Annotated in this window: 11 protein-coding genes and 1 tRNA gene; 5 read left to right on the top strand and 7 right to left on the bottom strand. The window is 52.1% G+C overall.

What is annotated here, in order from left to right; all coding sequences use genetic code 11:
* Window positions 1-13: 13 nt before the first annotated feature.
* Together E6072_RS01925 and E6072_RS01920 are read left to right on the top strand one after the other, a co-directional pair.
* Window positions 14-1,888, top strand: coding sequence for a Rib/alpha-like domain-containing protein (locus tag E6072_RS01925; RefSeq protein WP_316693373.1), 1,875 nt, complete (start codon window positions 14-16; stop codon window positions 1,886-1,888).
* Window positions 1,889-2,041: 153 nt separating this feature from the next.
* Window positions 2,042-2,188, top strand: a complete 147-nt coding sequence (locus E6072_RS01920; protein ID WP_316693372.1) for a hypothetical protein — start codon at window positions 2,042-2,044, stop codon at window positions 2,186-2,188.
* A 4-nt stretch (window positions 2,189-2,192) separates the two neighbouring features.
* On the opposite strand, the gene E6072_RS01915 is transcribed toward E6072_RS01920, so the two are convergent.
* Both E6072_RS01915 and E6072_RS01910 read right to left on the bottom strand, forming a co-directional pair.
* Window positions 2,193-2,714, bottom strand: a complete 522-nt coding sequence (locus E6072_RS01915) for a nitroreductase family protein (protein ID WP_316693370.1) — start codon at window positions 2,712-2,714, stop codon at window positions 2,193-2,195.
* 51 nt (window positions 2,715-2,765) lie between these two features.
* Window positions 2,766-2,842, bottom strand: a tRNA-Pro gene (locus tag E6072_RS01910).
* Window positions 2,843-2,976: 134 nt separating this feature from the next.
* On the opposite strand from E6072_RS01910, the gene uvrB reads away from it, so the two are divergent.
* From uvrB to E6072_RS01895, 3 genes are all read left to right on the top strand, one after another.
* Complete coding sequence (gene uvrB / locus E6072_RS01905; RefSeq protein ID WP_316693368.1) at window positions 2,977-5,070, top strand: excinuclease ABC subunit UvrB; 2,094 nt, start codon at window positions 2,977-2,979, stop codon at window positions 5,068-5,070.
* Complete coding sequence (locus E6072_RS01900) at window positions 5,067-7,673, top strand: HAD-IC family P-type ATPase (RefSeq protein ID WP_316693367.1); 2,607 nt, start codon at window positions 5,067-5,069, stop codon at window positions 7,671-7,673. The genes uvrB and E6072_RS01900 overlap by 4 nt, the downstream gene beginning before the upstream one ends.
* 127 nt (window positions 7,674-7,800) lie before the next feature.
* A complete protein-coding gene (locus E6072_RS01895; RefSeq protein ID WP_399334926.1) occupies window positions 7,801-8,844 on the top strand; it encodes a TerC/Alx family metal homeostasis membrane protein in 1,044 nt (347 codons plus the stop codon).
* A gap of 79 nt (window positions 8,845-8,923) precedes the next feature.
* Here the strand turns inward: E6072_RS01895 and E6072_RS01890 are convergent, their stop codons facing one another.
* From E6072_RS01890 to E6072_RS01870, 5 genes are read right to left on the bottom strand one after another with little or no spacing between them, the layout of a single operon-like run.
* Entirely contained in the window at window positions 8,924-9,838 is a 915-nt protein-coding gene (locus E6072_RS01890; RefSeq protein WP_316693366.1) for an ABC transporter substrate-binding protein, read from the bottom strand.
* Window positions 9,829-10,635, bottom strand: coding sequence for an ABC transporter ATP-binding protein (locus E6072_RS01885; protein ID WP_316693365.1), 807 nt, complete (start codon window positions 10,633-10,635; stop codon window positions 9,829-9,831). Before E6072_RS01885 ends, E6072_RS01890 begins: the two co-directional genes overlap by 10 nt.
* Window positions 10,632-11,381: an ABC transporter permease gene (locus tag E6072_RS01880; protein WP_316693364.1), complete on the bottom strand. Its 750-nt coding sequence runs from the start codon at window positions 11,379-11,381 to the stop codon at window positions 10,632-10,634. The genes E6072_RS01885 and E6072_RS01880 overlap by 4 nt, the downstream gene beginning before the upstream one ends.
* A complete protein-coding gene (locus E6072_RS01875) occupies window positions 11,378-12,409 on the bottom strand; it encodes an ABC transporter substrate-binding protein (RefSeq protein WP_316693363.1) in 1,032 nt (343 codons plus the stop codon). The genes E6072_RS01880 and E6072_RS01875 overlap by 4 nt, the downstream gene beginning before the upstream one ends.
* Complete coding sequence (locus E6072_RS01870; protein WP_316693361.1) at window positions 12,397-13,530, bottom strand: phosphotransferase; 1,134 nt, start codon at window positions 13,528-13,530, stop codon at window positions 12,397-12,399. The genes E6072_RS01875 and E6072_RS01870 overlap by 13 nt, the downstream gene beginning before the upstream one ends.
* Window positions 13,531-13,544: the final 14 nt, after the last annotated feature.

Raw genomic sequence — 13,544 nt, 5'->3', positions numbered from 1 at the left:
CCGAAAGGTTGACATGACCCGAAATAGCTCTATTTGCCGCTCAGGAGCAGCGTTGCTTCGCGGCGTTAGCCTCCTGTTCGGTTTGGCTTTAGCTCTGGCGCTAATTCCGGCTGCTAACTTGGCTTATGCCGATCCCAGTGCAAAATATGCCGGATACAGTTCCTACGTTCCAGAGGTAGTTATTGTAGAGGGTAAAATTGGACAAACCCAGGTAAAAGAGCGGGCTAACAAGCCATACCCCGCAGGCATGACTTTTAAGCATGTAAGAAATTCTGCAAATGCCTACGGTTCATGGGTTACTATTGACGCCGCCACTGGCAAATTCTCTATTGATAGCTCGAAGAAAGTTCATACGTTCACCAATGGGAAAGCCGAATACACCAGTATTCGTTTGGACGTTATTTATCCCGATCATCTGAACCCTAATCCCTCTTTTGAAACTATTGACGCCGGTAAAGTAACGGTTTTGCAAGATAGCGATAAAGATGGCGTTCCGGACAGAGACGAAACCGGGGCTGTTAAAGATCAGTGCGCCAATACTCCGGCGGGAGTCAAAATTGATGAGGCTAACGGTTGCCCGGTTCCGCCTACCCTGAAAGCTGCAACCGTAACTGGCAAGGTGGGAACGCAAATCACCAACACCAAGATGGCAATTACTAACGAGGGAAAACTAGCCTTGAAGGCTTGCGATTTTGTTGATGCTGATAAAAGCGCTGGTCTAAGTGTGGGACTCGGGGTTGATGATGATGCTTGCGTGATTAGTGGTACCCCTACTAAAGCCGGACAAAGCGAGGTAGAGGTTAAGCTAAGCTACGCAGATGGCAAGAACGCTATTGTGTCGGTTACTGCTAAAGCAACTCTCGATATCGCGGATAAAGACAGTGATGGGGACGGGAAACTAGATGCGGAAGATGAATGTCCCAATACTCCGCAAGGCGCAACTACCGATAATAAAGGCTGCGCCTATCCTCCCAGTATGGAAAATGCTACGGTTACCGGAACCGCTGGTACCGAGATTGACCCGACTTCTTTACCAATCACGAACTTAGGTAATTTGAACTTGGTGGAATGCACTGGCACCTTGCCGGAAGGGTTGTCGCTAGCTTTGAATCAAGACCAGAACGCTTGTATAGTCTCTGGCACTCCGAAAGCTGCCAGTGATAAAACCGTTCCGGTTACCTTGAAGTACACCAGCGACAAGGGAACTGAAGAAATGGTCAGCGCTGAGCTGACCCTAAACATTGCCGAAAAACCGGTAGTAACCCCGAAAGATAACGAAACCTACCAGGACTTGGCTTACGCTGATGCAGTGGTTATGGCCGGGGACAGCGGTAAGGTAGCTTCCCCTACGGCAAAGGCAGGTAAATTGCCGGAGAAATCTACTTTCCAGCTGACGGCAGACAGTAAAACCAAATTCCCCTGGATTAGTGAAGATGCCGATAATCTCGGCGGATGGAATTTGAATCCCGACGAGGCAGTGCCCGCCGGTGAATACCATCCGCAGGTAACCGTGACTTTCCCAGACCAGTCTACTTTGACTTTGGATATGAAAATTACGGTGACTGCTAAAGACCCGGGTAACCCTAATCCGGAGAAGCCAGATACTGATAACCCGATGAAGCCGGGAACTAATCCTGCGCAGACTGATTCCGATAAAGATGGCATTATTGATGCCAACGATAAGTGCCCCAATACGGCTGCTGGAGTCAAAGTAGATGCTAAAGGATGCCCGATAGCACCTGCTGATAACGCAAAATCTAAGACTGGCGGAAAACAAACCGCTAAGCCACTGCCAATAACTGGTGGCGTTGCCGGTTCTTTGGCTGCGCTATCGCTGCTAGTAACCGTGGCGGGCGTGGGCATTGTTGCGCGGCGGTACGCCAAATAGCAGTATTTATCCTTCGAATTCTTGGATAAATAATACTGTTTAATCCACACGGGTTGGTCGGGGATAATAATCCCCGACCAACCCGTAACTATTTATAAAAGATGTTCCCGCTGAATTGGGCAACGCTCAGTAAATCGTGGTAATCCTCTAAGTATGGAGCTTTCAGAAGATTTTAGAACTGCCGATGAAATGACCGCAGATGAACTGAATGCTAAACTTGCGCGCAGCTATTTGCAGTCCTTATCTGGTGCGCGACGGGACTACAACTCGGTATTTGATGAGTGTGAGGCCTCGCTCTAAAGGCTTAATCCTGGTGGTTTTCCCACAGTAACTGTTCTAAGGGTTTGCGTTCTCGCTCTTTAGTCAGTCCAGCTGGTTCTTTACCCACGCTGCACATAGTAAACGCCACGTAGGGAGCGGAAATCTGGAACTGCCTGCATAGCAGCCCCCGGTCAAAAGTGGCAAAGGGACGCATATGTAGCCCCATGACCTCTGCTTGTAACAACATATTTTGTACTGCACTACCCAAATCATAGGGGCCAAAATCTAGACCGTGACGAGAGGGATACTCCCGATGGATATTTAGAATCAGCCCGGAAGCATCAAGCGCCCAATCGGAAAAACCGGCTACCGCCCGGCGTAACACTTCATAGTTATTATCGCCGCGAATTCCCGGCACAAACCACCATTCCTGGGCGTTCATTGCCGAGGGCGCCCAACGCGCTGCCTCTAACAGCTGATTCATTTGCTCGTTACTAATCGAAAAATCCGGGTCGTATTCGCGCGGACTCCAGCGTCCGCTAATGATTTTAGAAATTTCAGTCATGTTTCTATCATAACCAGCCACTCTGAAAACGGTACTGGCAGTAAAAATAAATGGTCGGGCTGACAGGATTTGAACCTGCGACCCCTTGACCCCCAGTCAAGTGCGCTACCAAACTGCGCCACAGCCCGTTACCTCCAAAATCTTATCTGTCCCGCCGCTATCCCAGCAAATCACCCAGACGTGATTCTTAACGCTTAAAATACCAAGCCGAAAAAACTAGCCTAAAAACGCCCTCGGATAGCGTCCCTAGTAGACTGGAAAGGTGAGTGAGCAACTAGACCTGCGCCGGGCTAAAAAACCTTTCAAAGTGAAAGCGCCCTATGAGCCTTCCGGGGATCAACCCCAGGCTATCGCGCAGCTCACCCAGCGGATTAACGACGGTGAAAAGGATATTGTCCTCCTGGGGGCTACCGGGACTGGCAAATCCGCCACCTCCGCCTGGCTGGTAGAACAGGTGCAGCGTCCTACCTTAATAATGGAACCCAACAAAACGCTGGCTGCCCAAATGGCGGCGGAACTGCGCGAGCTTTTCCCCGATAATGCGGTGGAATACTTCGTTTCCTACTATGACTACTATCAGCCAGAAGCCTATGTGCCCCAGTCCGATACCTATATCGAAAAAGATTCCTCTATAAATGACGAGGTAGAGCGGCTGCGGCACTCTGCCACTAACTCCTTGCTTACTCGCCGGGACGTAATCGTGGTGTCTTCGGTTTCCTGCATCTACGGTCTGGGAACTCCCCAAGAATACGTGGCGCGGATGGTGCCGCTAGAAGTGGGAATGCAAATAGAGCGTAATGAACTACTTAAACGTTTTATCACCATGCAATACACTCGCAACGATATGGCGTTTACGCGGGGAACTTTCCGGGTGCGCGGAGACACTATCGACATCATTCCCATGTACGAGGAAATGGCAATCCGGATCGAAATGTTCGGTGATGAGATTGATTCCCTGGCCACCTTGCACCCGATAACCGGCGAGGTTATCTCGGAAGAAGAATCAGTTTTCCTTTTCCCTGCCTCTCACTACGTAGCTGGTCCAGAGCGGATGCAACGCGCCCTCGATAGTATCGAGGACGAACTAGGGGCGCGGCTGAAATACTTCCGGGAACAAGGCAAACTTTTAGAAGAGCAGCGCCTGCAGATGCGGACTACCTATGACCTGGAAATGATGCGCGAAATCGGCACCTGTGCCGGCATCGAAAACTATTCCCGCCATATTGATGGGCGCGGGCCGGGAACGCCCCCAAACACCCTCCTTGACTATTTCCCCGAGGATTTTCTGTTAATCATTGATGAATCCCATGTGACAGTGCCGCAGATAGGAGCCATGTTCCATGGGGATATGTCCCGCAAACGCACCCTGGTTGATTACGGTTTCCGTCTGCCCTCGGCTATGGATAACCGTCCTTTGAAATGGGAAGAATTCCAAGAACGCATTGGGCAAACCGTTTATCTTTCTGCCACCCCCGGAACCTATGAATTGGAGCGCTCCGATGGGGTAGTAGAACAGATTATTCGGCCCACCGGACTGATTGACCCCAAGATCGTGGTTAAACCTACCGATGGGCAAATCGATGACTTGATGGAAGAAATCCTGGTACGCAGCGAAAAGAACGAGCGGGTGTTGGTCACTACCTTGACTAAGAAAATGGCAGAAGACCTCACCGAATACCTCGCGGAGCGGGGCGTGCTAGTCGAATATCTGCATTCCGATGTGGATACGCTGCGACGGGTGGAACTACTACGAGAACTGCGGATGGGGCGGTTCAATGTACTAGTGGGGATTAACCTGCTGCGCGAAGGTCTAGACCTGCCAGAAGTGTCCCTAGTTTCGATTCTTGACGCGGACAAGGAAGGCTTCCTGCGCTCGACTACCTCCCTGATTCAAACCATAGGGCGCGCTGCTCGTAACGTATCCGGGGAAGTCCATATGTATGCCGACCAGGTCACTGATTCGATGCGGGCAGCGATTGAGGAAACCGAGCGGCGGCGGGAAAAGCAGCTGGCCTATAACCGCGAGCACGGGATTGATCCCCAACCGCTACGCAAGAAAATCGCGGATGTTACCGATATGTTGGCGCGCGAAGAAATCGATACCGAATCTTTGCTGGGCACCGGATATCGGGGCGCAGGGAGCGGCCCTGATGCACGCACCCGCCGGGAAACCGGGCAGGACGTGCGAGAACGGCTGGCGAATCAAAACGAATCTAGCGTAGCGGAGCTAATCGCGGAGCTCACCGCGCAAATGCAAGAGGCAGCCCGGCAGTTACAGTTCGAGGTAGCGGCGCGGTTGCGCGATGAAGTACGAGACTTAAAGAAAGAACTGCGACAAATGCGGGAGGCGAATTGAGCGTACCGGACAAGCCAGAAGCACCGATAGGCGAGGACGAGGTAAGTGGCTCCTCGAAAATAACCGCTGCGAAAAGTGCGGTTTCCGAAGGTGATCCCCGGGCAAGCAGCAGCCAGGCCGTAACTGAATTTGCCGATACTAATGCCTTCAACGCCTCAGACCGCTCTGGAACCGGGAGCCAGGGCGTAGATACTGTGCAGAGGCTGCACGGGCTTAGCCAGAAGGAAGTTGCGGCTCTAACGAAAAAAGGGCTTTCCAACCAGTTCACTCCCCGCGCCACCCGCACCGTCCGCCAGATTCTGCGCGCCAATGTGTTTACCTTGTTTAACGCCATTCTTAGCGCCTGCATTGTGGTTACTTTGATTTTTGGGCATTGGGCGGACGCCGTCTTTGGGATCGTGATGGTAGTCAATGCGCTCACCGGTATTGTCTCGGAACTGCGGGCAAAACGGGTTTTAGAAAGAATCAGTATTCTCCAGGAAAATCCGATTCAAGTGATCAGGGAGGGAAAACAACAAGCAATTTCACCCCGCGAAATTGTGCAGGGAGACCTCTTATTGTTGCGGCGCGGTGACCAGGTACCTGCCGACGGAGAAGTTGTTAGTACTCGCGGGCTTTACCTAGATGAATCCAACCTAACTGGGGAATCAGTTCCCCGTCCGCGCGCGGTAGGAGAGAAAGTTTATTCCGGTGCTGCCGTAGTCTCCGGGGATGGCTACGTACAGGTCAGTGCGGTGGGCAGCCGCTCTTGGGCTAATGCGATGGCTATCCAGGTAAAGAAGTTTAAAATGGCGCATTCGGAGCTAGAAGAGGGAATCAACAAGATTCTGACGGTAATCACCTACTGCCTCCCCCTGGTGATTGTGCTGCTGGCGGTGGCGCAGGTACGTAACTTGGGAGGGCTTAGTGAAGTCACTTGGAGAAATATTGGCCCGGTGGTGGTAGCGGTAGTTGCCGGTATCGTGGGGATGATTCCACAAGGCCTGGTGCTGCTCACCTCGGTTAACTTTGCGGCAGCTTCCTTAAAACTAGCGCGACAAGGAGTGCTCATTCAAGAGCTGCCCGCGGTAGAAGTACTAGCCCGGGTAGACACTCTTTGCTTAGATAAAACCGGTACTCTCACTACCGGTGAGATTGCGGCGCGCGGTTTCGTACTACCCGGACAACAGGAGCTAGTTCCTGCGAGCGCGCTTGGGGGAACCGCGCAGGCTGCCTTGGCAGTTTTGACTAAAGATCGGGAAAACGACACCTCCGCTGCCATCTATTACCGTCTCGATAGCGATCTAGAACAGCTGACACCAAATATTGACAATCCGCAGCTAGTGCCGTTTGATTCGGCTCGTAAATGGTCAGCGGTGGTGAGCGCGGGTGATACCTGGGTGCTGGGTGCTCCCGAAATTGTTTTGGGTCAAGACCGCTCCTGCCAAGAACAAACCGCTACTTGGGCTCAGAAAGGGGCGCGGGTTTTGGCTTTGGCACGAGGCGAGAATCGAGAGATTTCCCCGCAAAATCCTGTCCTTCCTAAAAAGTTAGAACTAGTCGCCCTCATAGTGCTGACCGAACGCTTGCGCGAAGATGCGGCGCAAACTCTGGACTTTTTCCGCCAAGAAGGGGTAGAGGTTCTGATTATTTCCGGAGATAACCCGCAGACGGTTGCGGCTTTAGCCGGTAGGATCGGGGTTGAAACTACCGGGTTTGACGCGCGGAAGCTTCCCGAGGACGAGGAAGGGATTGCCCAGATCCTTAAAGAACACCGGGTATTTGGCCGGGTAACTCCGGAACAGAAACGAGCCCTGGTGCACGCCTTACAGGCTAGCGGGAAATGCGTGGCGATGACCGGGGATGGGGTAAATGATGCCCTGGCGTTAAAAGACGCGGATTTGGGGATCGCGATGGGTAATGCCGCGCAGGCCACCAAGTCGGCGGCGAAAGCAGTACTGCTAGATTCAAAGTTTTCGGCTCTGCCACAGGTGCTGGGAGAAGGGCGGCGCGTGCTGGGAAACATGGAACGGGTATCTACCTTGTTCCTGTCTAAAACTACCTATGCTGCCCTTTTGGCACTGATAGTGGGGGTATTAGGGATACGTTACCCGTATCTACCTCGCCACCTGACTCTTATCTCTTCTAGTACTATCGGAATCCCCGCGTTTTTCTTGGCGCTGGCGCCCTCTAACCGGCGTTATCGTCCCGGGTTTTTGCGCCGGGTAGGTCAGCTAGCCTTGCCGGCAGGATTATTGTGTGGGTTCACCTCGATTGCAGCCTACCTTTGGTTAGGTAGGACGGAGGTTGCCACTTCGGCTGCCACTATTGTCCTGGCAATTGGGGCACTGGGACTGCTGGCGATCCTGTCTCAGCCACTGCCTAGCTGGCGTGGGGGATTGCTCACAGCCATGATTGCCTTGGTTTTGGTGGCAATTACAGTGCCCGTGGTTCGCGACTTCTTTGCTTTGCAGGTCTTAAGCTTTACGCAATGGCTGGTAGTAGGGTTTTGTAGCATAATCTCTCTGTCGGGATTGGCGCTTATCGGCACTTTTTGGGAGCGGCGTCACTGGCCGGATCACGGTTCGGGGTTGCGGCTAAAACACGTTAGACTAAGAAAGTAAATCCGGAAGGGGAGTACTTCCATTAACAGGCCAGTCGTCATCACGGCAATTATGCCCGGCTGGTTGGGCCTGAAAAGGCGGAAGAAGACCTGAGCATAGACAACGCCAACGAAATGGAGAACGCTGCATGGGTCTGATGCCTACGCTTAATGCCGTCCCCGGCCAAGAAGTAATTCACTGGTGGAACTGGTTACTGCTAGCAATCATTATTCTCGCTCTACTGGTGCTTGATTTTCGCGGACATGTCCGTAAAGCCCACGAACCCACGATTAAAGAGGCCGCCATCTGGTCAGGTATCTATATGGCGATTGCGGCCGCCTTTGGGTTGGTGGTGTGGTTGCAATGGGATCTGAATCTGGCGGTAGAGTACTGGGCCGGTTGGATCACCGAATGGTCGCTATCCTTGGATAACTTATTTGTTTTCATCATCATCTTGAATGGATTTAAGGTTCCGCGGGTCTACCAGCAAAAAGTGATCATGCTGGGAATCATAATCTCAATGGTGTTACGACTAGCGTTTATCCTGATTGGCGCAGCACTAATTAATCAATTCGCCTGGATCTTCTACCTGTTCGGACTATTCTTGATCTACACCGCGATCAGTCAAGCTAGAGAAGGTATCACCAAAGAGGACGCAAATGAATCTAGCGAGGGATACCAGGAAAATAAATTCACTACTCTGGTACGCCGGGTGCTTCCGGTTTCTGAAGGTTTTCGGGAAGCTAAACTGCTCTATCGCCACCGCGGAAAAACCTACGTCACCCCCATGTTCTTGGTGATTATCGCAATTGGATCTGCGGATTTGATGTTCGCCTTTGACTCTATTCCCGCGATCTTTGGTCTGACGAAACACCCCTTTATTGTTTTCGCCGCTACCGCTTTCTCTTTGATGGGATTGCGGCAACTTTTCTTCCTCATAGATGGACTTTTAGAGCGCCTGGCATTCCTGCATTACGGGCTGGCTTTGATCCTAGGATTCATCGGGGTCAAACTGATTATCCATGCCGCTCACGAGGCGCCCTTCTGGGGGATAGAGAAATGGGCAGCGGCCATTCCGGAGCCCTCTATCGGCTTTTCAATGGGCTATATCCTAGTTGTCCTAGTAGGAACCGCGCTGCTCTCGATCTGGTACTCTAAGCGACACCAGGCAGCAAATCCTAAAAAGGATTAAGACAAAGATAATCGGCTCGGATACCTGCTAGGGTATTAAAAACCTTAGGTACCCGAGCCGAAATCTATCTGTAGGGATTCTACCTTTCGGGTAGGTAATCGTTAGTGTAGGCACCCTCCACGTCCGCTAAGCTCGCGGTGGTAAAGCCATGTTCGCTCATCCATGTGGTGTAGGAACTTACTAATTCTGCATCCATTTCACCCCAGCGTCCCGAAGGCGCATGCCAAGAGGGCGCCATGAACTTAAGAGAGGCCGCTAATACGTCCTCTTCACTAGCGCACATAGTGGAGGCTAGAATATCTACAGTTTCTGCCTGGTTATCGCGGGCAAAATCATAGCCGCGACTGGTAGCCGCCAGGAACGCCCGCACTTGATCTTCGTGGCTACGCAGATAGTTTTCCTCTACGCACAGGAAATAGGCGTGGTGGGGAGTGACCGCTACCTCGTCGAAGGATAGCTGCACTACCTCGGAGAACGGTTTACTGCCCTGATAGGCTTCCCAGCCTAAGACATTGAAAATCGCGTCATATTTGCCTTTTTCAACTGCGCGGATATCGGGTTCGAATACTCCCGGATCCATGACTTTTACCTTAGAGAAATCGCCGCCATCTTTCTCGACGGCTTCAATTACCATCTGGATAAGCCGCTGAACCGGCGGAATCGAGACGGTTTTTCCTTCTAAATCTCGAAAACGGCTAATCCCTTTCTCTTTGAGGGTAATCACCCCACCTAACTGGTTTTGATTAAAGGTAGCTACCGCTACGAAGGGGTGGTCGCTGTGGCGGGTTTCCAACAGCTCTCCGAGCCGAATAGAGGCAAATTGAAACTCGCCTTTGGCGGCTAGCGCTGCCGGAGTCCCACGGTCGAAACCGTCCCAGGAAATATCAACATCTAATCCCGCCTGTTCATACCAGCCTTTTTTACGAGCGACGAATAAGCCAGCGTGATTAGGCCAAGTAACTACATATTCCAAGCGGATTCGGGTTAAATCCATTTTTCCTCCCTATTTTCAATGCCCCAGAGGGCGTTTTCGATTTCTTGATAGGCTTTCACAAAATTTGGGGTGGTGCGCAGCCCTGTTCCGTGACTAAAACTGCCGGTAGCTCCCACTGAATTTGCTGATAAAAACTGCTCCCGTTCTGGAATATCAATCGGAATTTCAGTAATAATACTCCCTGGTCGCTGCGACATCATCAACACTCGGTCAGCCAGGGTTACCGCTTCGGCAATATCGTGGGTGACCAACAAAAGAGTTAAATCGCGGCTGCGCGCGGCTTGCCAGAGCCAACGTTGCATGTGGCTACGGGTTATCTGGTCAAGAGCCCCGAAAGGCTCATCTAGGGCGATTAAAGTCGGTTTGGCCAACATGGTGCGCAAAAAGGCTACTCGCGAACGCATTCCTCCCGAAAGCTGCGCGGGATAGGCTCCAGAAAACTGTTGCAGGTCGAACTGGCCGAGGAGGGCGCGAGCCCGCTCGCGCGCTTTTTGGCGGGAGACTCCCCGGATCCGTAAGGGCAGTGCCACATTGTCTTCAATAGTGTTCCAAGAAAATAGTCCATCGCGTTGGGGCATGAGGGCGACTAGGGGACTATCCACTGACCAAGCCAAGCTACCTCGTGAGGGAGCACTAAGACCAGCTATTATTCGCAGGAGGGTAGATTTTCCGCAACCTGAAGGTCCCACCAGAGCAGTCACCGTCCCCTTAGCTATAGTCATCTTCACGTTGTCTAAAGCGGTCAGGGGTGGGTCATTAAAGCTTTTTCTTACCCCTGATAGTTGCAGTAGGTTCATTTTGCCTTCTTCCAGGGAATCAAGACCCGCTCTGCCAGTACTACTAGCAGATAGGCTGCCAAAGTCATGAGGGTTAGAATCCCGGCTCCAAAAAACACCAGTTCCGTCCGAAAAGATCCTTGGGCAGTCAGTAGGTAAATCCCTAAACCGTTTTCCGCCCCCACGAATTCGGCGGTAGCAGCAGTGGCCGGTCCGTAGGTGACTGCGATACGCAGTCCAGTCATGAAATCTCCCAGAGCGGCCGGCATTCGCAAGTGGGCGAAAATCCAGGCGGGGGAGGCGCCTAAAGAGCGCGCTACATCAATCTGGTCGCGTGAGGGAGCCGCCAGACCTTTAGTAAAAGCGACAATGATCGGGAAAACTCCAAATAATGCCACCAGCAGGATTTTTGAGGTCATTCCAAAGCCGAACCATATTATTAGCAGGGGAGCAATAGCTACTACCGGAATGGTTTGGGAGATCACCAGGAGGGGCATTACTGCTTTACCGAAAGTTTTGGCTCTCCACAGCGCAAAGGAAATTGCTACTCCGCAAATAATTGCCAGCAAGGTACCTAACAGTACCTCTATGAGGGTTACTTGGGTGGCTAGCCAGGCCGCCGGCCAGTCCGCAAACCCGGCTTTAATGATCACACTGGGGGCAGGCAGCAACTTGGGGTTAACTTCCCCCAGGCGGCAAACTCCCTCCCATAGAACCAGGGTTAACAGAACCAGTCCGGCGGCCACTAGTCGCGAGCTAGATTTCATTTACTGGTGGCCTTAGCGAGGAATTCGTTGGTGACTACCTCGGGCGCGGAAATTTTTTGCGTATAGGGTTTTCCATCACCGTCAGTAACCAACTTTTGTTCAATAATGAAGTCTAAATAGCTTTGCCACTTATCCATATCGGCATGCCCCACCCCGCCAGTAGCATCGGGCCAATACTTTTTAGACAGTAAGGCCTGTGAGGCCGCTACCAGCTTGGAATCTAGCTTAGCCTGCGGGTTCGCCGCTACTAGGATCTTAGCGGCTTCTTGGGGATGATCAATGGCCCACTGGTAGCCTTTCTGAGTGGCTTGCACAAAGGAGCGCACCAGCTGCGGATCTTCTTTTATTAGGTCCGCGCGGGTAGAAATCCCTAACAGTGCCGGGGTAGTAGGTACTCCGTATTTTTCGTAGTCAAAGTAGCGTAGTTTATAACCGCTCTGTTCGGCCTCGATGCCTTCCCAGGTAGACAGGAGTTCCGCAAAGTCGGCGCGTTCTTGTTCTACTGCTTGCAGGGTCCCAGCACCGGCGACCACTTTTTTGAAATCACCTTTGCCACCGTCCTTTTGGATCAGCATTTTGGTGGCAATGTGTTGAAACCCGCCGCCAAAATCAGCGAGGGTCTTGCCATCTAAATCTCGAGGACGCTGAATATCCGCCTTATCCAAAAATCCCACCATATAGGAAGATTTTGGTTGCAGGTTGAACACCATCTTGATCCCCAAGTCGGAGGCCTTCGCCGAGGCAATCGAGTCGGTGCCGGAGAAGCCAAAATCCGCGCCTTTGGCGGCCATTACCGATTCCACGCCACTCTTAGAAAAACCCATTACCTTTACGTTTAGTCCGACTTCGCGGTAAAACCCTTTTTCTTGGGCAACATAGATTCCGGTGTGGTTAGTGTTAGGGGTCCAGTCCAAAATTACCGAAGTGTTCTTCACCTCGGAGTCTTTAGATGCTGAACTAGATCCCGTGGCACACCCCGCCAAAGTTAGGGCCAGGGTGCAGGCTAAAGCGGTAGCTATTCTTCGCATGCTTTTTCTTTCGCTAGTTGGTTGATAAGGGATAAATATTTTTGGCCAGGTGCGGTCAGGAACCACTGGCTATGACCTTGGAATCCGATATCCCAGGCCCAGTCTTTAATCTTTGGATCAATCGGTGCCAGCAGATCGTATTCGATTGTCGAAAGGGAAAACTCCACGTTACAAAGGGCGATCATAGCGCCGAGCATCTCGATTTCCTCCGGGGAGAGGGAGAGTATCTGCCCGTATCCGGTTAGCAAGTCGGAAGCGACTTGCGGCCAGTAACTATCGGTTTTCCCTTCGGTAATACTGATCCAGTCGATACTGTGTCTCTCCAGCAGTACTGCCAGGTCAAAAAGCGGGGGATTCGGGCAGGTGAGACCGAAATCAATTAGGGAAGATATGCTGTTTCCTTCCCAAAATGTGTTAGAAACATGTAGGTCTCCGTGAGTGAAATAGCGGGGAGCATCGGCTAAGGGGGCAAGAGAGCGGGCAAAAGCACGCAAAGGCTCTAGCGCTGCCACTAGATCGTGGTCACTGTCTTGCAGATAGTTAGCAAGCACCGGATGGGCATCTAAAAATCCTGCTAGCTTTGGTAATGGATCTCCCAGCAGGAGCTCTATCCGGTTTTGATAGGGGCCAGGTTCCAGGGACGGCGCCTGAATTTTTTGGCTAGCGATACGGAGTCGGGCGGCAACTCTGCCCAGTTCCACAGCTTCTTCCCTGGTTTTTGGAGGTAACCAGGAGCGCAGATCGCGATAGCGATCTTGGCCAGCCGCACCTGCGGAGGCCTCAATAATCCATTCTCCAGCGGCCAGGGCGCTGGCTCCCTGATTAAAGCAGAAAAAACGCGGGGTGGGAAAACCCTCATCTGCCAGTTGATTGGCAAAGGAGTGCTTAGCTTCCAGCTCGGACGCGCTCACCAGATCTTTGTGGTAGCGCTTTAAAAATACTTGCTTGCCGCTAACGGTAGTCACTAGGCAAGCCGCTGCCATAGGACGGGAAGAAGGGGTAAGTTCTGCGATTCGTTCCTCGCGAAACTCCGGAAGTTCAGCCAGTACCGCGCTTACCTGAGCACTGGTAAGGGGTGGCCACTGGTTGTTTACCACTTCCAGCTGCTGTTCTCGATCCATCTGTGCCTCCTAGA

Origin of the sequence: Varibaculum cambriense, assembly GCF_032557235.1 — a bacterium.
Classification (GTDB): domain Bacteria; phylum Actinomycetota; class Actinomycetes; order Actinomycetales; family Actinomycetaceae; genus Varibaculum; species Varibaculum cambriense_C.
Note: the sequence above shows the minus strand (reverse complement) of the source record. Positions and strands in the feature narration are given on the sequence as shown.